This window comes from Paraburkholderia sp. JHI869 (genome assembly GCF_038900775.1).
In the GTDB taxonomy this organism is placed as follows: Bacteria; Pseudomonadota; Gammaproteobacteria; order Burkholderiales; family Burkholderiaceae; genus Paraburkholderia.
The window spans coordinates 26260-44283 of record NZ_JAYMSC010000044.1; the positions used below are offsets into that span (position 1 = coordinate 26260).

Genomic DNA, 18024 nt, shown 5'->3' on the forward strand with positions numbered 1-18024 from the left:
GCATGACTGCGGGCGACGGCGCGGATAAGACCGAAAAGGCCGCCGCGTCCACGGCGCCGCGCCGCGCGACCATCAGCGACGTGGCGCGCGAAGCCGGCACCGGCAAGACCAGCATCTCGCGCTATCTGAACGGCGAGTTGGGCGTGCTGTCGCCCGACCTGCGCGCGCGTATCGAAGCGGCGATCGAGCGGCTCGACTATCGCCCCAATCAGATGGCGCGCGGCCTCAAGCGCGGGCGTAACCGTCTGCTAGGCCTCTTGCTCGCCGATCTCGCCAACCCCTATTCGGTGGAGATCCTGCAGGGCGTGGAGGAGGCGTGTCACGCGCTCGGCTATATGCCGCTCATCTGCCATGCGGCGAACGAAATCGACATGGAGCGGCGCTATCTGCAACTGCTCACCACGTATCGCGTGGAAGGCGTGATCGTCAACGCGCTCGGCGTGCGCGAATCGATGTTGAAGCCCGTGGGCAGCGGCGGCATTCCGGCCGTGCTGATCGACCGTACCGTCGACGGGCTCGATGCGGACATGGTCGGCCTCGACAACGCGGCAGCCGTGCGCCTCGGCACGGAGCATCTGCTTGCGCGCGGCTACGACGACATCGTGTTCGTCGTGCAGCCGTTCGAGCACGTAAGTTCGCGGCGCGAGCGCGAAGCGGCGTTTCGCGAGTCGATGCAGTCGACGAAGGGCGCGGCGCGCGGCCTCACGCACGTGCTCGATCTCCACGACGAAGCGGCCGTGCAGGCCGCGCTCGCGGCGCTCGACGCGCATGTGGCCCACGCTGCCGAACGGGGTGCGCGCTGCGCGCTGTTCGCGGCCAACGCGCCGGTGGCGCTGCGCCTTGCCCTGCATCTGAAGGCGGCGCTCGGCGCGCAATGGCAGCAGTGCGTGGCGCTCGTCGCCATCGACGATCCGGATTGGGCCGAGCTTGCCGGCATTACGACGATCCGCCAGCCTACGCGCGAGATCGGCTATCGCGCGGTGGAGTTTCTGCACGAGCGCATCGAAGGGGCGGCGCCCAAGGCGCGCGCGGCGGCGTTCGAGGGCGAGTTGGTGGTGAGGGCTTCGACGCTGGGGTGACCTGGGCACCTCTGCGGCCTGATTGAGGGGCCGACTGCGGGGCTGAGTGCAGGGCTGACTGCGGGGCTGACTGCGCGCACCAACGGCGCAATTCCCGAGTCCGTGCGCAGCCGGGCCTGCGCGCAAGCGCCAATATCTGCGATCATTCGGGCTGCGGCGCGCGTGCATGCGTGCCGAACGTCATAAGGAAGCCCATGTCCGTAGCTCCGATCACGCTCGTCTGCCTTTCGCTCGCGACGCTGTTCGTCGCCGCTTTGCCCGTATCGCTCTATCGCCGGCTGCGCGTTCCGTTCGCACTCGACTGGCGCGACACGATCGCGGGCGTCGCCATCTTCGCGTTTTTCGCGACCGTGATCGAGCGCGCGATCAACGACTACATGCTGCACGGGAACGCCGCCGCCGCGCAGGTGCTCTCGAATCCTGTTTTCTTCGTGCTGTACGGTGCGTTCGCCGCGGGCGTGTGCGAGGAGGTCGGACGCTATATCGCCATGCGCGTCATCGCACGGCGCAGTGCGCGCAAACCCAGCGCCCCCGCGGACGGCGCGGCGTTCGGCTACGGCATCGGCCATGCCGGCGCGGAAGCCTGGTTCGTCGGCGTGCTCGTGCAACTGCAATGGATCGTGTTCGCGGTGCTCGCGAATCGCGGCGATCTCGACGAGCATCTCTCCAACCTCACGATGGACTCGGTCCTGCGCGTGCATCTGATTCTCGCTAGCCTCTCGCCGTTTTTCGCGGGCGTGTTCGCGCTCGAGCGCACGGCCGCATTCGTGTTCCAGATTGGGTTGTCGGTGCTGATGTGGCGCGGCGTGCGCGCGGGATGGAAGGGCATTTTGCCGCTCGCGATCCTCGTGCACGCGCTCATCGATGTGCCTGCCGCGATGTACCAGGCGCGTCTCGCGCCGCTCGTCGTCGTGGATAGTTTGTATGTGGTGGCCGCCGTAGTGGTCGCCGTCGTGCTTTTCAGGACGTGCCGCCGCGAGCGGCGCGTCGCGCGCGCGGCGTAAGTCCGCGCGTCTCACTTCTTTTTTCTGGCGTCAATGGAAGCCTATCTGTTTGAATGCGCGAGCCCCGATTTCGACGAGCTCGCCCGCGTGATCGCCGACATCTTTCCCGAGCAAACGCGCTTTGCCGAAGAGCCGAACGAGAACGGCGTGCCCGAACTCGTCGTGCACTGGGTGGCGATGCGCTTCGGTTCGAAAGCGCGCCGCATGGCGCTCACGATCGCCATCGCGCCCGCTGCGCTCGCGCGCTATCGCGCGTTGCCGCCGCGGCTGCGCGGACGCAGCTTCGCGGTGTTGCGCGCCTACGTCGAGGCAACGATCGAATCGCTCGAGGAGCAGCACGCGAAGGGCGAAGAGGTGCCGCACGAAGTGACGATCGCGCTCGATGAAGAGTTTGCGTGATGCGTTTGCGTGAAGCGATGAGGGAATGGGCGCATCGCGCCCAGTCAGCGTTGCCCTGAAGCTCAGTGGACGAGCTTGTAGACCTTGGCGAAACGCGCGGCCTGCACGACGCCATAGTCGCCGGGCGCATATTGCATGACCCAGTCGCCGGCCACGCCGCTCAGGCGGTCGCCGCCGGCCGAACGCACGAGCGTGAACGGCTCGTCCATGCGCCTTGCGAGCACCACGACCTGGCGGTTGCGATACGCGCCTGAGTCGCCGTGGGTGAGAGTGTCGCTCGCCGGCAGGTACTTCGCATCGAATCGGTCGCGCGATACGACCCAGCGATCGCCGGTCGAACCGGTGATGATCGCGTCGCCCGGCGCATAGCGGTTCGGGCCTTCGAGACTCATCAGCTCGCCGGCAAGCGCGGCGAACTCGACGCTCACGGTTTCGTCCTTGACGACGCGCTGTGCGGCGGGGTCGATGCGCAGGTCGAGTTGGGTCAGTTCAATCATGGCGTCAGCAGCGGACCTGCTTCACAAAAATCGGGTTCCAAAGAAACGACGGCCGGGCGAAACTGCCCGGCCGTCGCGTGGTCCGCAAGGGTACCCTGGATCGGGCCGCCGCGCACGCATGGGAGCGTGGCGCGTTCGATGGGTGCCCTTACTGCGTCTTACTGTTGGGCATTACTGCGCGGCCGGCGCGCTGGCCGCATCACTGTCGCTTGGTGCTGCGTCAGCGGACGGCTTCGCCTTGCCCTTGTGCTTCGGCTTCATCGGCTTGCCCGACGGGCCATGCTCGTTGCCGTGGCGGAAAGCCTGATCGGCAAGCTTCTTTTGTTCGGGCGACAGGCTCGTGTAGAGCGGATCGAACGCCGAGACGAGCTTTTGCATGTCGTCCGCGTGCGCCTGGGCGATCTGCGCATACTGCTTCATGTCGTCGAGCGCGTTGCGCGAGCTTTCGCTTTCGGCGCGCTGTTTGAAGAGACTCGCCATGGTCTCGCCATTGCTGCGCATGACGTCGGCGAACGCCTTCCATTGCGGCTCTTGCTCGGGAGTGATCTTGAGCTGCGTATGCAGCCACGTGATGCGCTCTTCGACACGCTGCTGATGCTGCGCGGCGCGCACGTCGGCGCTCGACGCGGCTGCGGCGGTCGCCGAAGCGGCCGGAGCGGCGCTTTGCGCGAACGCGCCGCTCATCGAGAGCGAGGCGGCAAGGATGACGAATGCTTTCTTCATTGTGACTCCTTGAATCATTTCGTAGCGGGTAGCATGGCCAGAATGGCTGCAGGCGTTATTAGTACCACGTTCTCGCTACGCGACGCCCCGGCTGCGACACTTGCTTACAAACGAAACGCGTGGAAATACCCGTCGCGCATCGCTTGCGCACAGCCACCGCCGCCCGGCGCGTCCAGTCACGCGCGATAATGACGCCGTTCAGACTTTCCATATAGACCGCCGCCCGATGAGACCTCCGCGCCTCGATCAACTCGACGACCTCGACCGCAGCCTCGTCGCGCTGCTGCAGGAAAACGCGCGCGAAAGCGTCGCGAACCTCGCCCGGCGCCTGGGCGTTGCGCGCACCACCGTGCTTGCGCGCATCGAGCGCCTGGAGCGCACGCAGGTGATCGCGGGCTACGGCGTGCGGCTCGGCCAGGACGTGCTCGATGCGAGCCTGCAGGCGTGGGTCGGGCTCATCATCGCGCCGCGCCACGGACCCGATGTGCAAAAGCGCCTCGGCAGGATGCCCGAGGTGCAGTTGCTATGCGCGGTGAGCGGCGAGTACGACTATGTGGCGTGGCTGCGCGCCGATTCGCCCGACCGCCTCAACGACCTGCTCGACCAGATTGGCGGGATGCCCGGCGTGGAGCGCACGACCACCTCGATCGTGCTCGCGCGCAAGGTCGATCGCGGCTCGGTGACTGGCTGAACCGGGGGCTGAACGACGGGGCGTTCACCATCGAATGTGAGCATTTTCATCATTTCGACGAAATGCATCGTCAGAATGACGAAAAACCCGGTCGAAACGCATCGTTTTGCGTCTATGAACCGTTTTTGTCTCTCCCTAGACTGTGTTTGAGCGGGCGCTGCCCATCCCCAAGCATAGAAAACCAAAGGAGATGACACATGAAAGTTGCGATTGCAGGCGCCGGCCTGATCGGCCACACCATTGCCCACATGCTGCGCGAGAGCGGCGACTACGAAGTGGCGGCCTTCGACCGCGATGCGAAGGCGCTCGAGCCGCTCGCGGCGCAGGGCATCCCCACCGCGCGCGTCGATTCCGGTGACGCCGCCGCACTGCGCGGCGCGCTCGAAGGTTACGACGTGCTCATCAACGCGCTGCCGTATTACCTCGCGGTGAACGTCGCTTCGGCGGCGAAGGGCGCGGGCGTCCATTACTTCGACCTGACCGAGGACGTGCGCGCGACCCACGCGATCCGCGCGCTGGCAGAGGGCTCCGAACATGTCTTCATGCCGCAGTGCGGTCTCGCGCCCGGCTTCATCGGTATTGCGGCGCATGCGCTCGCGAGCCGCTTCACCGAGATCCGCGACGTCAAGATGCGCGTGGGCGCGCTGCCGCAGTTCCCCACCAACGCGCTCAAGTACAACCTGACGTGGAGCGTGGACGGCCTCATCAACGAGTATTGCCAGCCGTGCGAGGCGATTCGCGAAGGCCGCACGCAGTGGGTGCAGCCGCTCGAAGGCCACGAGCATTTCTCGCTCGACGGCGTGGAGTACGAGGCGTTCAATACCTCGGGCGGTTTGGGCACGCTCTGCGAAACGCTTTCGGGCAAAGTCGAGTCGCTCGACTACAAGTCGGTGCGCTATCCGGGTCATCGCGCGCTCATGCAGTTCCTGCTCGAAGACCTGCGCCTTTCCAGCGACCGCGACACGCTCAAGTCCATCATGCGCCGCTCGGTGCCCGCCACGGAGCAGGACGTCGTGCTCATCTTCATGACCGTCACCGGCATGCGCGACGGCAAGCTCGTGCAGGAAGTGTTCACGCGCAAGATTTTCGCGAAGACGGTGTGCGGCGTGCCCATGAGCGCGATCCAGATCACCACCGCCGGCGCCATGTGCGCGGTGCTCGATCTGTTCCGCGAAAAGCGCCTGCCGCAAGCCGGATTCGTGCGCCAGGAGCAGGTGTCGCTCCAGCAGTTCCTCGCAAACCGCTTTGGTCAGGTGTACGAAGGCGCGACGCTCGACAGCCGCGCGAAGGTGGCGGCCTGAAGTCGTCCTGAAGTCTCAGGTCGATGCCGTTGCCGTTGCCGACACGATGCGCTCGAGCAAGGCGTCGTAGTCGGCCGCGGCTGGCGCGGTGTTGTCGAAGGGCAGAAGGCCGTCGAGCTGCGCGCCCGACGGCATGAAGCGCCGCTGCCGGTAGTCTTCCCAGTGAGCGAGCTTGTAGGCGTCGATGGGATGGGCGCGCGCGACGATGCGTGCGTGCGCCGTTTCCTCGCTCGTGTGCACCCACACCACCGTAAGCCCCACCTCCTGACCGACGCCAAGCCAGGCGCGGTCGAACAGCTTGCGGTCTTTCACTTCGCGCGACAGCGGGCCGACCACGAGTGCGCTCACGCCAAGCTCGAGGTTTTCGCGGGCGGTCTCGATGAGGCCGCGGTACTCGGGTTCGCGAAAATGCTGCAGGAAGAGCGGGCTGTCGCGATCGTTCGGGTCGTGCGTGAGCGCGCCCATTGCGGCAGCGCTGTAGCTGCCGTAGAGCGTGTCCTTGTCAAGCAGGCAGAACGGCTCGCTGGTCTCGCGGGCGAGCGGGGCGAACAGGCGTTTGGCGAGCGAGGTCTTGCCGGCGCCGGCGTGGCCGCAGAAGAACACCAGTCTTGTCACGGGAGGCGCGCCTCGCCTCGTTGTGCGTCGGCGTCCGCCGAGGGGGCATTTTCCGGGCCGGGTTGCCCGGGTCCGTGTCCGTTCAGGAATTTGCCGTTGGCGTCGAGCCACATCACGTTGATGATGCCAAAGCCGAGCGCAACGCCGATGCCAAGAATCCACGAGAAGTACCACATGGCCGTTGCCCCCTCTTTGTGCCGGTTTCGAGCGCTGCCGCGCATTCCCCGAAGGATATAACAACGATGATCGGGCTGGCGCGCGTCCGTATATGATGGGCGCGAACCAGGAGCCGGGTCCTGGTAAAACAAGGGGAAAGCGCCCATGCCGCTTATGCCGTCGCGCAGGTCGATCATGAGCCTCGCCGCCGCCGTCACGGTGGTCGCCGCGCTCGCGCTCGCCGGCTGCGCCGAGGAGCAGCCGCAGCCCATGCCATTCAAGGCCGTGCCGGCCGAGCGCATCCTGAAGCCGGGCTACACCGAGCCCGGCGAGGGCCTCGTGGCCGTCGACGTGCGCCGCGAGCGCACCCGCAACGTCATCGTCAAATTGCGCGACGCGCCCGTCTACATCGACGGCGAGCGCGTCACCGACCTCATGGACGGCGAGCACGTCACGTTCTACCTGAAGCCTGGCGTGCACCGCATCGGCGTGACGACGCAGTTCGATCCTGTGGTCGAACTGCGCTTCCTCGTAGACCCGCGCTACACCAACCGCGCGAGCGTCACATTCGACAAGGATCACCACATCGGCATCCGCCGGGTCGCGCAGTAGGCCGCGCAGTGCGCCGCCGCCGTTGCCCAGCGGGCACGGGCAGTGCTCTCAGGCGCCAGTCAGCCTCCGTCAGGCGGGCGCAAGCGGCTCGGGAACCCCGGCGAGGCGCCGCCGGTCAACGGAAAACCTTACACTTGGCAACCGGTGCAACTCGAAGCGGCGCGGGCGTGGCCCGCCGCGCGGAAGAAAAGGAACATGCTAATCAATTGCGTCGCGTATCAAAGCGGCAAGAAACTGGCCGACGTCACTGTCGAAGCCATCAGCGACTATCTGGCGAAGCCCGAATGTTTCGTCTGGATTGCGCTCAAGGATCCGGACGCCGGCGAAATGGCGGCGATGAAGGAGGAGTTCGGCCTCCATGCGCTCGCCATCGAAGACGTGATGAACGGCAACCAGCGGCCGAAGATCGAGGAATACGGCGACACGCTCTTTTGCGTGCTCCACACGCTCGAACTCGACGACGACGGCGAAGTCATCACAGGCCAGGTGAATGTCTTCGCCGGCCCCAATTTCGTGCTCTCGGTGCGCCACCGCGCGCAGCAGGGTTTCACCGACGTTCGCGCGCGCTGCGAGCGCGAGCCCGACTTGCTGCGCGAAGGCTCGGGTTTTGTGCTCTACGCGCTCATGGACAGCGTGGTCGACCGCTACGCGCCCGTGCTCGAAACGCTCTCCAGTGAAATCGAGGAGCTGGAGGACCGCATCTTCGACAAGCACGACCTCGCGGGCTCGCGCGCGATCATCGAGGATCTCTATTCGCTCAAGCGCCGCCTCGTGATCATCGCGCACCACGTCACGCCGCTCGTCGATCCCGTGGGCAAGCTCGTGGGCGGGCGCATCCCGCAGATCTGCATGGGCATGCAGGCCTATTACCGCGACGTCTACGACCATCTGCAACGCGTGTCCACCATGATCGACGCGCGCCGCGAAATGATCGTCACGGCCATCCAGGTGAACCTCGGCATGATCTCGCTCGCCGAGAACGAGGTGACGAAGCGGCTCGGTTCGTTTGCCGCGCTCTTCGCCGTGCCGACGATGATCGCCGGTATCTACGGCATGAACTTCGAGCACATTCCCGAGCTACATTTCAGGTTTGGCTATCAGATCTGCCTTGCCGCCATGCTCGTGCTCGACATCTTCCTGTTTTTCCTGTTCCGCCGGATCAACTGGCTTTGAGGCGGGGCGGGCGAGTTGCGGGTTGCTGCGATGCCGCAACGGCACCTGAGTTGACATCGCTCAGCGCCTGCGCCGAGAATGGGCCGGCAGAAAACGTTTGCGCATAACCAGAAAGCAGGGCCCAGCCGGGCCCGACAAACCGGAGACTTTCAAAAATGAACTCCCGCATTCGCCGCCGCATCCTCCTTGCCGCCAGCGCGCTCGCTACGACCGCCGTGACAGGCGCCTTGCCGCTCGCGGCCCGCGCACAGGCGCCGCACAAGCCGAAGGTCGCGCTCGTCATGAAGTCGCTCGCCAACGAGTTCTTCCTCACCATGGAGACCGGCGCGAAGGACTATCAGAAGCACAATGCCGACCAGTTCGATCTCATCACCAACGGCATCAAGAACGAGACCGACACCGCCGCGCAAATCCAGATCGTCGAGCAGATGATCGTCTCGAAGGTCGACGCCATCGTGCTCGCGCCCGCCGACTCCAAGGCGCTCGTGCCCGTGGTGAAGAAGGCCGTGGACGCGGGCATCATCGTCGTCAACATCGACAACAAGCTCGACGCCGACGTGCTCAAGTCCAAAGACCTGAACGTGCCGTTCGTCGGCCCGGACAACCGCAAGGGCGCGCGGCTCGTGGGCGACTACCTGGCCAAGCGCCTGAAGTCGGGCGACCAGGTGGGCATCGTCGAGGGCGTTTCCACCACGACCAACGCGCAGCAGCGCACCGCGGGCTTCAAGGACGCGATGGACGCTGTGGGCGCCAAGATCGTCTCCACGCAGTCGGGCGAGTGGGAGATCGACAAAGGCAACGCCGTCGCCTCCGCCATCCTCAATGAATACCCCAACATCAAGGCACTCCTGTGCGGCAACGACAACATGGCGATCGGCGCCGTGTCGGCCGTGCGCGCGGCGGGCAAGCAGGGCAAGGTGTATGTGGTCGGCTACGACAACATCGACGCCATCAAGCCCATGCTCAAGGACGGGCGCGTGCTCGCCACCGCCGACCAGTACGCGGCGAAGCAGGCTGTGTTCGGCATCGACACCGCGCTGAAGGCGCTCAAGGAGCACAAGAAGCAGTCGGAGCTGTCGGGCATCGTCGAAACGCCCGTGGTGCTCGTCACGAAGTAAGGCGTGGGCCGTCCCGGTCGCCGCGGGCCGGGCGGGCGGCGGTTTCCCTGTCCGGGCGGCCGGCGCCACGCAGCACCGCGGCAGTATTTGCGTGCGCAACGCAATAAGCGCTCAAGAATCCCGCCGCGCGGCCGTTATTTGTACCGGGATGGCCGCATGGGCGGCTGTCTTCCGCTGGGTGGCGAATCGCTGCCCGGCGCGCCGTTCGAGGCGTGCTCTACCGGAGTGTGCGGCGGCGGTGCGGACCCGCAGTATCCGGGCGGCGCGACTCACCGGTTGAACCCGGTGGCGCGGCTCGCGACTACAGGATCGTGATGGATGCAAATGTCCCCGACGTAGCGTCACCTGCGCCCGCCGTGCTTACGGTTACGGGCGTGGGGAAGACCTACGAGCAGCCGGTGCTCGCCGACGTCAGCCTCGCGCTGCACGCCGGCGAAGTGCTTGCGCTCACGGGGGAAAACGGCGCGGGCAAGAGCACGCTCTCGAAGATCGTGAGTGGCCTCACCGCGGCGAGCGCAGGCAGCATGCAGCTGATGGGCCGCCCCTACGCCCCGGCGAGCCGCCGCGAAGCCGAGGCGCTCGGCGTGCGCATGGTCATGCAGGAGCTGAACCTGCTGCCCACGCTTACGGTTGCGGAGAATCTTTTTCTGGACCGCCTGCCGCAGTCGGGGCCGCTGCGGTTCGGCTGGATCGATCGCAAGCGGCTGCGCGAGAACGCGCGGGCTGCGATGGCGCAGGTCGGGCTCGAGGCGATCGACCCGGATACGCCTGTGGGGGAGCTGGGCATCGGGCATCAGCAGCTCGTGGAGATCGCGCGCAACCTGATCGGCAGCGCCGATGGCGCCGGCGGTGCCGATGGAAACGGCCGCAGCGACATGCGCGTGCTGATCCTCGACGAACCCACGGCCATGCTCACGGCTCGCGAGGTCGAGCTGCTGTTCGAGCAGATCGCGCGGCTCAAGGCGCGCGGCGTGGCGCTCGTGTACATCTCGCACCGGCTCGAGGAACTCGAGCGCATTGCGCAGCGCGTCGCGGTGCTGCGCGACGGCAAGCTGGTGCGCGTGGACGCCATGGCGAACCTCACGCCGGAGCGCATCGTCGCGCTGATGGTGGGACGCGAGCTTGGCGAGCGCATCGATCTGGGGCAGCGGCGCATCGGCGAGGCGCTCTTGAAGGTGGAAGGGCTCACGCGCGCGAAGGCTGTGCGCGACGTGTCGTTCGAGGTGCGCGCAGGTGAGATTTTTGGCGTTTCGGGGCTGATCGGCGCGGGCAGAACCGAGCTGATGCGGCTCATCTACGGCGCCGACCGCATGGAGCGCGGCACCGTGGCGCTGGCGCCCACGCCGGGCGCGGCGCCGGAGCCGGTGCAGGTTGCCTCGCCCGCCGACGCGGTGCGCCTTGGCATCGCGCTCATCACCGAGGACCGCAAAGGCGAAGGGCTGCTGTTGCCGCAACCGCTCGCCGCGAACGTAACGCTGGGCAACGTGGGCGCGGTGTCGCGCTACGGCGTGGTCGATGCGGCGCGCGAGAACACGCTCGCGCGCACGCAGATCGACGCACTGCGCATCCGCACGTCCGGACCTGCACAGCCGGTGGGCGAGCTTTCGGGCGGCAACCAGCAGAAGGTCGTGATCGGCCGCTGGCTCGCGCGCGACATCACGCAGGCGATGCGCGTCGTGCTGTTCGACGAGCCCACGCGTGGCATCGACGTCGGCGCGAAGTTCGACATCTACGCGCTGATGGGCGCGCTCGCGCGCGAAGGCCGGGCGCTCGTGGTGGTGTCGAGCGATCTGCGCGAGCTGATGCTGATCTGCGACCGCATCGGCGTGATGTCGGCGGGGAAGATGACGGCGATCTACCGCCGCGACGAATGGAGCCAGGACAAGCTGCTGGCCGCCGCGTTTGCGGGGCTGCGCGCCGAGGATGCGCTCGTCGCGAACGCGTGCGATCTGCCCGAATTGGGCGAGGCGCCGGGACACGTAGAAACGCGAAAGCCGCAGGAACGAAACGACGACCCACGAGGGAGCGCTTCATGACGAACGACCCGTTGCGCGGGCAACCGTCGCCTCAGGGTGACGAAACCGGTGGGCGAACCAGTTCGACCAAAATCGCGCCGGCTGGTGTGCCGGATTCGGCGCCGCATGCAGTCCAGGCGAGCGGCAAGCCTGTGGGTACGCGCTTTGGCTTCTCGAACTACCTGGGCCTCGCGCTCGCGCTCATCGCGATGGTCGTGTTGTTCTCGCTGCTGAGTTCGCACTTCCTCACGTACGATACGTTCAGCACGATCGCGAACCAGATTCCCGATCTCGTGGTGATGGCCGTGGGCATGACCTTCGTGCTGATCATCGCGGGCATCGATCTTTCAGTGGGCTCGGTGCTCGCGCTCGGCGCTTCGGTGGTGAGCGTGGCGTCGCTCAAGTGGGGTTGGGGCGCGCTGCCCGCAGCGTTGCTCGGCCTCATCGCCGCGGCGGCCACGGGCACGCTCACGGGCGCGGTGACGGTGGGCTGGCGCATCCCGTCGTTCATCGTCTCGCTCGGCGTGCTCGAAGCGGCGCGTGGGCTTGCTTACCAGATGACGAATTCGCGCACGGCGTATATCGGCGACGCGTTCGACTTTCTATCGAACCCGATCGCATTCGGCATTTCGCCGGCGTTCCTGATCGCGGTGGCGGTGATGGTGATTGCGCAACTGACATTGACGCGCACGGTATTCGGACGCTATCTGATTGGTATCGGCACCAACGAAGAGGCAGTGCGCCTGGCGGGCGTCGATCCGCGGCCCTACAAGGTGATTGTTTTCGCGCTAATGGGTGCGCTTTCGGGGCTCGCTGCGCTCTTTCAGATCTCGCGCCTCGAAGCCGCCGATCCGAACGCGGGCGTGGGGCTGGAACTCCAGGTGATCGCGGCCGTGGTGATCGGCGGCACGAGCTTGATGGGCGGGCGCGGCTCGGTCATCAGCACGTTCTTCGGCGTGCTGATCATCTCGGTGCTCGCGGCGGGGCTTGCGCAGATCGGCGCAAACGAGCCGACCAAACGCATCATCACCGGCGCAGTGATCGTCGTGGCGGTCGTGCTCGACACGTACCGCAGCAGGCGAAGCAGGCCAGGCAGGACATAACAAATTTTTCGAGGGCGCGGTCCGCAACGCAGCGCGGGCCGGCGGAAATGACCGGGGAAGCGACGCCAGACCATACCTACAACGGGCGCGCAGAGAGCCGGCAGCAACAGGCAGCAAAAAAGCAGGAGCAACATAAATATGGCGACGATCAAGGATGTGGCCGCCGTGGCGGGGGTGTCTTTCACGACGGTGTCGCATGTGGTGAACAACTCGCGTCCGGTGTCGGCGGACGTGCGGGCCAAGGTCGAGCGTGCGATCCGCGACCTGAACTATGTGCCGTCGGCGGTGGCGCGCTCGCTCAAGGCGCGCGCCACGGCGACCGTGGGGCTGCTCGTGCCGAATGGCACCAACCCGTATTTCGCGGAGCTTGCGCGCGGCGTCGAGGACGCGTGCGCGCGCAAGGGCTATTGCGTGTTCTTCTGCAACTCCGACGACGACCCGGCCAAGCAGCGCAGCTACCTGCGCGTGCTGCAGGAAAAGCGCATCGACGGGCTCATCGTCGCCTCGGCGGGTGACGACGCCGTGCTGGCGTCGACGCTTGCCGACGCCCGTGAGCCGATCGTCGTCATCGACCGCAACATCGAGGGGCTCGACGCCGATCTCGTGCAGATCGACCACGAGCGCGGCGCCTGGCTCGCCACGCGGCATTTGCTCGAACTCGGGCACTCGCGCATCGGCTGCATCACCGGGCCGGTCACGACCGCGGTGAGCGCGATGCGCATGCACGGCTTTCTGCGCGCCATGTCCGAGCGGGGCGTGGAGATCGCGCCGGGTGCGATCGTCGAAAGCGATTTTTCCGGCGCGGGCGGCTACCGCGCGGCGGCGCAACTGTTCGACAGCATCCGGCCGACCGCGATCTTCGCGGGCAACGACATGATGGGCATCGGCGCCTTGCGCGCGGCCGCCGAGCGCGGGTTGCGCGTGCCCGGCGACTGTTCGATCATCGGTTTCGACGATATCGAACTCGGTAATTTCACCTGGCCCGCGCTCTCGACCGTCGGCCAGCCGGCGCGCGCGCTCGGCGATATGGCTGCGCTCACGCTGATCGAGCGCATTGCGAACGCGCGCGAGGAAGGCGCCAAGGCGCGGCGCCGCGTGATGCCGCCGACACTCTTCGCCCGTGAATCGACGGGGCCCTGGGTCGGCGCGGAGGAATACGCGCCGCTTGCGGCCTGAAGCACTTGAAGCACGGGAAGCCGGGCGGCCGCACCTGAGGCGCACAAGCCATCAAGGAGGCATCGTGACGACTGACGCAGCAAAGCCGACCCAAGTGCACGCTCAAGCGCACGCTCGCGTGGCCGTGGTCGGCAGTCTGAATATGGACCTCGTCGCGCGTGCGCCGCGTCTGCCGGCGCCCGGCGAGACGCTTGCCGGCAGCGCGTTTGCGCAAGTGGCGGGCGGCAAGGGTGGCAATCAGGCGGTGGCCTCGGCGCGCCTGGGCGCCCAGGTGGCAATGGTCGGCCGCGTGGGTGCCGACAGCAACGGCGAGGTGCTGCGCGCGGGGCTGCTGGCAGAAGGGATCGACTGCGGTGCGCTTGAGACTTCGCCAGGCGCGCCGACCGGCGTGGCGCTGATCGTCGTCGACGACGCGAGCCAGAACGCCATCGTCATCGTGGCGGGCAGCAACGGCGAAGTCACGCCGGAGACGATCTCGCGTCACGAGGCCGCGCTCGCGCAAGCCGACGTTGTGGTTTGCCAGCTCGAAACGCCGACTGACGCTGTGGCGGCCGCGCTCGCCGCTGCACGGCGGCTCGGCAAGATCACCATCCTCAATCCGGCGCCCGCCATCGGGCCGCTGCCCGCGCAGTGGCTCCCGCTCATCGACTATCTCGTGCCAAACGAACTGGAGGCTGCCGCGCTCACCGGCTTGCCCGCGAGCACGCCGGAAGAGGCGGCGCGCGCGGCCTTGGCGCTGCGCGAGGCAGGCGCGCGCAACGTGCTGGTGACGCTCGGCGCGCAGGGCGTATGTGCGCTGGTCGGCGGCGCCGCGCCCGCCCATCTGCCCGCGCCGCGCGTGAATGCCGTGGACACGACGGCAGCCGGCGACACCTTCATCGGCGCATTGGCCGCGCGACTCGCCGCCGGCGCGCCTGCGCTCGAAGCCATCGCGTTCGCGTTGCGCGCGGCGTCGGTTTCCGTCACGCGCGCGGGCGCTCAACCTTCCATTCCGACGCTCGCCGATCTCGCAGGCTGAAGGGGGCTGAGCGCGTTTGCGCATTCCGCCGCCACAGTCGGCGCTTCGGCACCGATTTGTAAGATGTTCTCGGTGTAATCCCCTAATACTTCATACCATATACATATTTCAAGACTACGAAAGCCTCTGCCGTTAACGCTATTTAGAGTGCCATCTCGAAATCGCGAGTCGGGCACGACCACACCACAAGCGTTGGGGGAGTCATGGGCAAGGGCATCAGTATCAAGGCGCGCATCGGCATCACAATGGGCTTTCTGGCGGCGTTGATCGTCGCGATCAGCGCGGTCGGCTTGCTGGGTCTCACGCGTTCGAACGACGCGTATCGCGAGACCTTCACGGACCAGATGCCCAGTTCGCACGCGGTCAACCTGGCTGAGATCTACGCGGCGCGCGAGCGTCTAGCGCTCGACCGGGCCGCTTTCGAACTGGGCTCGCCGGACGCCGCTGCCACGATCGACCGCGCGCGGATGCTGCGCGGCGTGTCCGACGACTTCTGGAAGAAGTACATGGCCCTGCCGCGCGGCCCGGAAGAAGCTCGCCTCGCGGGTGAGGTGGCGGCGCGCCGCGAGAAGCTGCATCAGATCGCGGACGAGTTCATGACGACGGTCCAGTCGGGCGACCAGGCGAAGGTCGTGGCGGGCGCCAAGGCGCTCAAGGAGGCCTACGACGGGCTCTCGAAAGCCGACGCCGTGCTCGACAAGTTCCAGATGACGCAAGCGCAGCAGGGCTTCGACGACGCCCAGGCCGCGTTCTCGCAACTGCGCATCGCTTGCATCGCGGCGCTGCTGGTGGGCATTGGCGCTGCCGCGTATTCGTTCTTCTCGCTGCGCCGCGCCATTGCGGAGCCGCTTGGCGAAGCGCTCGGCGCCTTCCATGCGATCGCCGCCGGCGATCTGCGCCGGCCCGTGGTCGTGCGCCGCAACGACGAGATGGGCGAACTGCTCGGCGGTGTCGCGCAGATGCAGCGCAGCCTCACCGAAACGGTGCGCTCGGTGCGCTCGGGCACCGAATCGATCGCCACGGCCACGCGCGAGATCGCGGCCGGCAACCTCGATCTCTCGTCGCGCACCGAAGAGCAGGCTTCGGCGCTCCAGGAAACCGCTTCGAGCATGGAGCAACTCACCGGCACCGTGAAGCAGAACGCCGACAACGCGCGCCAGGCCAGCGCGCTCGCCGCCAACGCCTCGGAAATCGCCAACAAGGGCAGCTCGGTCGTCACTCAGGTGGTCGGCACGATGGGCGACATCAACGACAGCTCCGCGAAGATCGCCGACATCATCACGATCATCGAGGGCATCGCGTTCCAGACCAACATCCTCGCGCTCAACGCGGCCGTCGAAGCGGCGCGGGCGGGTGAAGAAGGACGCGGCTTCGCCGTGGTGGCGGGCGAGGTGCGCAGTCTCGCGCAGCGCTCCTCGGCGGCGGCCAAGGAGATCAAGGGGCTCATCGACACCTCGGTCGAGCGTGTGCAGGCGGGTTCGGCGCTCGTCGACGAGGCAGGGCGCACGATGACCGAGATCATCGCCGCGGTGCAGCGCGTGACCGACATCATGGGTGAGATCGCCGCGGCTTCGCAGGAACAGTCGGGCGGCATCGACCAGGTCGCGCGCGCGGTCACGCAGATGGACGAGGTGACCCAGCAGAACGCGGCGCTCGTCGAGGAGGCAGCGGCCGCGGCACAGTCGCTCGAGGATCAGGCGGGACGTCTGCGCGAGGCCGTTGCGGTGTTCAGCCTCGACGACGCAGCGCTCGCCGGGGCGCCGGTACAACCGGTGCGGGCTGCCGCCAAGGCGGCTTCAGGTTCCCGTTCTGTCTCGCTGCCCGCATCGGCCGGCGGGGCTTCGACTCCTGCGGCAAAGCGCGCGCCGCGCAGCGCTCCCGCTGCCGCCAAGCCGGCCGCGCGGCCCGCTGCGGCCCCAGGCGCATCCGTGAGCGCGGCGGCGTCGGGAGCGGGTTCGAGCGGTGACTGGGAAACCTTCTGACGATCTTCAGATCACCAGCGCGGGCCGTCCCCGCGCGTGAGAAACAGCCGCTGCGTCGCAGCGGCTTTTTTTTACGCCTTTGACCCCTATGCGCGGCCCCGCCGTGCGCCATGTGCGCGCCGTTACGGTACATTGTCAGCCGTGTCATCTGCGCGGCCCGGTCGGCGCGCTACACTGCGGCGCCCAGCGGTGCCCGCGAGCGGCATGGCGTTGCGCCGGACGGTTCGGCCCGTGCCCATGCTCGGCGGCGGACCGCACGGGGTGGCGCCGCAAGCGGCGTGAGCCGCGCCGCACAGGGCAAGGGAGGGCGCATGGCGCCAGGCAGTACGGATTGCGCCGGCATGAGCGCCGGCGCCGCATGACAGCACAAACAAGGAACCAGACATGACGCATGACGATCTCGCGCAACGCCTCGTAAATGCGCGCCGGCATCATCATCTGATTGAAACCCTGGAACCCGAGCGCGTGCCGCCGGACGCGGCCACGGCCTACGCGATCCAGCAGGCGGTGCTCGCCGGGCTCGAGACCACCACGGGCGGCTGGAAGGTCGGCGCCCGCGCGCCGGGCGGCCCCGCCTCCGGCGCGCCGATCCCGGCGCCGCTCGTGCACGCCTCGCCGGCACGCTTCGAGCGCCGCCATTTCTTCCGCGTGCTCGTGGAGCTCGAGATCGCGTTTCGTTTTTCGGAACCGATCGTCCCGCGCGCAGAAGCCTATGCGCGCGACGAGGTGCTTGCACGCGTCGGCCAGATCCTCCCGGCCATCGAGATCGTCGATAGCCGTTTCGCGCAGTGGCCCAACGTCGCGCCGCTCGCCCAGCTCGCCGATGCGCAGAACAATGGCGCACTCATCACCGGCCACGCGCTGCCTTACCCCGCGCTTGCCCGCGTGCTCGATTTCGTCGCGCCCGAGCTCGAACTGACGTTCGACGGCGCTTCGCTCGTGCCGGAAGCGCCGGGCAACCCGGCAGGCGACCCGCGCGAGCTGCTCGTCTGGTTTGCCAATCATTGCGCCGCGATGGGCATCACGATCGAGCCCGAATGGACGATTACGACCGGCACTTATGTCGGTGCGCACCGCATCGATAAGCCGGGCCTCCTGCACGGCCACATCGACGGTTTGGGGGAAGTCGAAGTCGAGTTCGTCTAGGTCGCCCAGATTCGCGCGATGTAACAATCGCGCGTGTCACATTTATTTGCCCCGATGAATGGCCGCCGCGCGCAATGCGCGGCGGCTTTATTTTTTTGTGCGCATTGCGCGGCTCATGGGTGTAAACCTGGCAACCTGTCACGCGTGTCATCTTCATCGCGCGTGTGCGCGTCGTTCGCGGGTCGTTAGCGCGTCGTTCGATCGCAGCGGGAAAAC

The 18024-nt window shown here is 67.0% G+C and carries 18 protein-coding genes and 1 pseudogene; 15 read left to right on the forward strand and 4 right to left on the reverse strand.

Annotated elements, in window-relative coordinates; translation table 11 throughout:
- Positions 1–2 precede the first annotated feature (2 nt).
- The 3 genes from VSR72_RS39790 (at position 3) to VSR72_RS39800 (ending at position 2482) form a co-directional block, all read left to right on the forward strand.
- Positions 3–1079, forward strand: a complete 1077-nt coding sequence (locus tag VSR72_RS39790) for a substrate-binding domain-containing protein (RefSeq protein WP_342957710.1) — start codon at positions 3–5, stop codon at positions 1077–1079.
- A 194-nt stretch (positions 1080–1273) separates the two neighbouring features.
- Positions 1274–2083, forward strand: a complete 810-nt coding sequence (locus VSR72_RS39795) for a YhfC family intramembrane metalloprotease (RefSeq protein ID WP_342957681.1) — start codon at positions 1274–1276, stop codon at positions 2081–2083.
- Positions 2084–2116: 33 nt separating this feature from the next.
- The gene (locus VSR72_RS39800; protein ID WP_342957682.1) at positions 2117–2482 is read left to right on the forward strand and encodes a DUF3022 domain-containing protein; all 366 of its coding nucleotides are present in this window, start codon (positions 2117–2119) and stop codon (positions 2480–2482) included.
- A gap of 62 nt (positions 2483–2544) precedes the next feature.
- Here the strand turns inward: VSR72_RS39800 and VSR72_RS39805 are convergent, their stop codons facing one another.
- The gene (locus VSR72_RS39805; RefSeq protein WP_342957683.1) at positions 2545–2979 is read right to left on the reverse strand and encodes a PGDYG domain-containing protein; all 435 of its coding nucleotides are present in this window, start codon (positions 2977–2979) and stop codon (positions 2545–2547) included.
- 171 nt (positions 2980–3150) lie between these two features.
- Positions 3151–3702: a Spy/CpxP family protein refolding chaperone gene (locus VSR72_RS39810; protein ID WP_342957684.1), complete on the reverse strand. Its 552-nt coding sequence runs from the start codon at positions 3700–3702 to the stop codon at positions 3151–3153.
- Positions 3703–3928: 226 nt separating this feature from the next.
- Here VSR72_RS39810 and VSR72_RS39815 point away from each other — a divergent pair, with 226 nt between their 5' ends.
- Positions 3929–4393, forward strand: a complete 465-nt coding sequence (locus VSR72_RS39815) for an Lrp/AsnC family transcriptional regulator (RefSeq protein ID WP_342957685.1) — start codon at positions 3929–3931, stop codon at positions 4391–4393.
- A gap of 197 nt (positions 4394–4590) precedes the next feature.
- Positions 4591–5694 (forward strand): saccharopine dehydrogenase C-terminal domain-containing protein, encoded by a 1104-nt coding sequence (locus VSR72_RS39820; RefSeq protein WP_342957686.1) that lies wholly within the window; start codon positions 4591–4593, stop codon positions 5692–5694.
- Positions 5695–5709: 15 nt separating this feature from the next.
- Here VSR72_RS39820 and VSR72_RS39825 read toward each other — a convergent pair whose 3' ends face one another.
- Together VSR72_RS39825 and cydX are read right to left on the reverse strand one after the other, a co-directional pair.
- Positions 5710–6309 carry an ATP-binding protein gene (locus VSR72_RS39825; protein WP_342957687.1) on the reverse strand — a complete coding sequence of 200 codons (600 nt, stop codon included), beginning with the start codon at positions 6307–6309 and terminating at the stop codon, positions 5710–5712.
- A gap of 92 nt (positions 6310–6401) precedes the next feature.
- Positions 6402–6485 (reverse strand): annotated as a pseudogene (gene cydX, locus VSR72_RS39830) (cytochrome bd-I oxidase subunit CydX); the annotation flags it as partial.
- A gap of 175 nt (positions 6486–6660) precedes the next feature.
- Here cydX and VSR72_RS39835 point away from each other — a divergent pair.
- The 10 genes from VSR72_RS39835 to VSR72_RS39880 all read left to right on the forward strand — a co-directional run bounded on the left by VSR72_RS39835 (position 6661) and on the right by VSR72_RS39880 (position 17808).
- Positions 6661–7077: a hypothetical protein gene (locus tag VSR72_RS39835; RefSeq protein WP_342957688.1), complete on the forward strand. Its 417-nt coding sequence runs from the start codon at positions 6661–6663 to the stop codon at positions 7075–7077.
- A gap of 195 nt (positions 7078–7272) precedes the next feature.
- Positions 7273–8250 (forward strand): magnesium/cobalt transporter CorA, encoded by a 978-nt coding sequence (corA, locus tag VSR72_RS39840; RefSeq protein WP_342957689.1) that lies wholly within the window; start codon positions 7273–7275, stop codon positions 8248–8250.
- A 155-nt stretch (positions 8251–8405) separates the two neighbouring features.
- Positions 8406–9368, forward strand: a complete 963-nt coding sequence (locus VSR72_RS39845; RefSeq protein WP_342957690.1) for a sugar ABC transporter substrate-binding protein — start codon at positions 8406–8408, stop codon at positions 9366–9368.
- 156 nt (positions 9369–9524) lie between these two features.
- Complete coding sequence (locus tag VSR72_RS39850; RefSeq protein WP_342957691.1) at positions 9525–9683, forward strand: hypothetical protein; 159 nt, start codon at positions 9525–9527, stop codon at positions 9681–9683.
- Entirely contained in the window at positions 9683–11404 is a 1722-nt protein-coding gene (locus VSR72_RS39855; RefSeq protein ID WP_342957692.1) for a sugar ABC transporter ATP-binding protein, read from the forward strand. The genes VSR72_RS39850 and VSR72_RS39855 overlap by 1 nt, the downstream gene beginning before the upstream one ends.
- Positions 11401–12486, forward strand: coding sequence for an ABC transporter permease (locus VSR72_RS39860; RefSeq protein ID WP_342957693.1), 1086 nt, complete (start codon positions 11401–11403; stop codon positions 12484–12486). Before VSR72_RS39855 ends, VSR72_RS39860 begins: the two co-directional genes overlap by 4 nt.
- Before the next feature lie 138 nt (positions 12487–12624).
- On the forward strand, positions 12625–13662 hold the full coding sequence (locus tag VSR72_RS39865) for a LacI family DNA-binding transcriptional regulator (protein WP_342957694.1): 1038 nt from the start codon (positions 12625–12627) through the stop codon (positions 13660–13662).
- 64 nt (positions 13663–13726) lie between these two features.
- Complete coding sequence (rbsK, locus tag VSR72_RS39870) at positions 13727–14680, forward strand: ribokinase (RefSeq protein ID WP_342957695.1); 954 nt, start codon at positions 13727–13729, stop codon at positions 14678–14680.
- Positions 14681–14883: 203 nt separating this feature from the next.
- The gene (locus tag VSR72_RS39875; protein ID WP_342957696.1) at positions 14884–16662 is read left to right on the forward strand and encodes a methyl-accepting chemotaxis protein; all 1779 of its coding nucleotides are present in this window, start codon (positions 14884–14886) and stop codon (positions 16660–16662) included.
- A gap of 384 nt (positions 16663–17046) precedes the next feature.
- Positions 17047–17808 carry a hydratase gene (locus VSR72_RS39880; protein WP_342957697.1) on the forward strand — a complete coding sequence of 254 codons (762 nt, stop codon included), beginning with the start codon at positions 17047–17049 and terminating at the stop codon, positions 17806–17808.
- Positions 17809–18024: the final 216 nt, after the last annotated feature.

What these genes read in the sequence shown, in the direction of transcription:
- VSR72_RS39850 (WP_342957691.1), top strand. Translation starts at nt 9,525, where the DNA reads ATGGGCGGCTGTCTTCCGCTGGGTGGCGAATCGCTGCCCGGCGCGCCG.
- VSR72_RS39795 (WP_342957681.1), top strand. Translation starts at nt 1,274, where the DNA reads ATGTCCGTAGCTCCGATCACGCTCGTCTGCCTTTCGCTCGCGACGCTG.
- VSR72_RS39790 (WP_342957710.1), top strand. Translation starts at nt 3, where the DNA reads ATGACTGCGGGCGACGGCGCGGATAAGACCGAAAAGGCCGCCGCGTCC.
- VSR72_RS39820 (WP_342957686.1), top strand. Translation starts at nt 4,591, where the DNA reads ATGAAAGTTGCGATTGCAGGCGCCGGCCTGATCGGCCACACCATTGCC.
- VSR72_RS39860 (WP_342957693.1), top strand. Translation starts at nt 11,401, where the DNA reads ATGACGAACGACCCGTTGCGCGGGCAACCGTCGCCTCAGGGTGACGAA.
- VSR72_RS39875 (WP_342957696.1), top strand. Translation starts at nt 14,884, where the DNA reads ATGGGCAAGGGCATCAGTATCAAGGCGCGCATCGGCATCACAATGGGC.
- VSR72_RS39800 (WP_342957682.1), top strand. Translation starts at nt 2,117, where the DNA reads ATGGAAGCCTATCTGTTTGAATGCGCGAGCCCCGATTTCGACGAGCTC.
- VSR72_RS39845 (WP_342957690.1), top strand. Translation starts at nt 8,406, where the DNA reads ATGAACTCCCGCATTCGCCGCCGCATCCTCCTTGCCGCCAGCGCGCTC.
- VSR72_RS39855 (WP_342957692.1), top strand. Translation starts at nt 9,683, where the DNA reads ATGGATGCAAATGTCCCCGACGTAGCGTCACCTGCGCCCGCCGTGCTT.
- VSR72_RS39865 (WP_342957694.1), top strand. Translation starts at nt 12,625, where the DNA reads ATGGCGACGATCAAGGATGTGGCCGCCGTGGCGGGGGTGTCTTTCACG.
- VSR72_RS39805 (WP_342957683.1), bottom strand. Translation starts at nt 2,979, where the DNA reads ATGATTGAACTGACCCAACTCGACCTGCGCATCGACCCCGCCGCACAG.
- corA (WP_342957689.1), top strand. Translation starts at nt 7,273, where the DNA reads ATGCTAATCAATTGCGTCGCGTATCAAAGCGGCAAGAAACTGGCCGAC.
- VSR72_RS39835 (WP_342957688.1), top strand. Translation starts at nt 6,661, where the DNA reads ATGAGCCTCGCCGCCGCCGTCACGGTGGTCGCCGCGCTCGCGCTCGCC.
- VSR72_RS39880 (WP_342957697.1), top strand. Translation starts at nt 17,047, where the DNA reads ATGACGCATGACGATCTCGCGCAACGCCTCGTAAATGCGCGCCGGCAT.
- VSR72_RS39810 (WP_342957684.1), bottom strand. Translation starts at nt 3,702, where the DNA reads ATGAAGAAAGCATTCGTCATCCTTGCCGCCTCGCTCTCGATGAGCGGC.
- VSR72_RS39815 (WP_342957685.1), top strand. Translation starts at nt 3,929, where the DNA reads ATGAGACCTCCGCGCCTCGATCAACTCGACGACCTCGACCGCAGCCTC.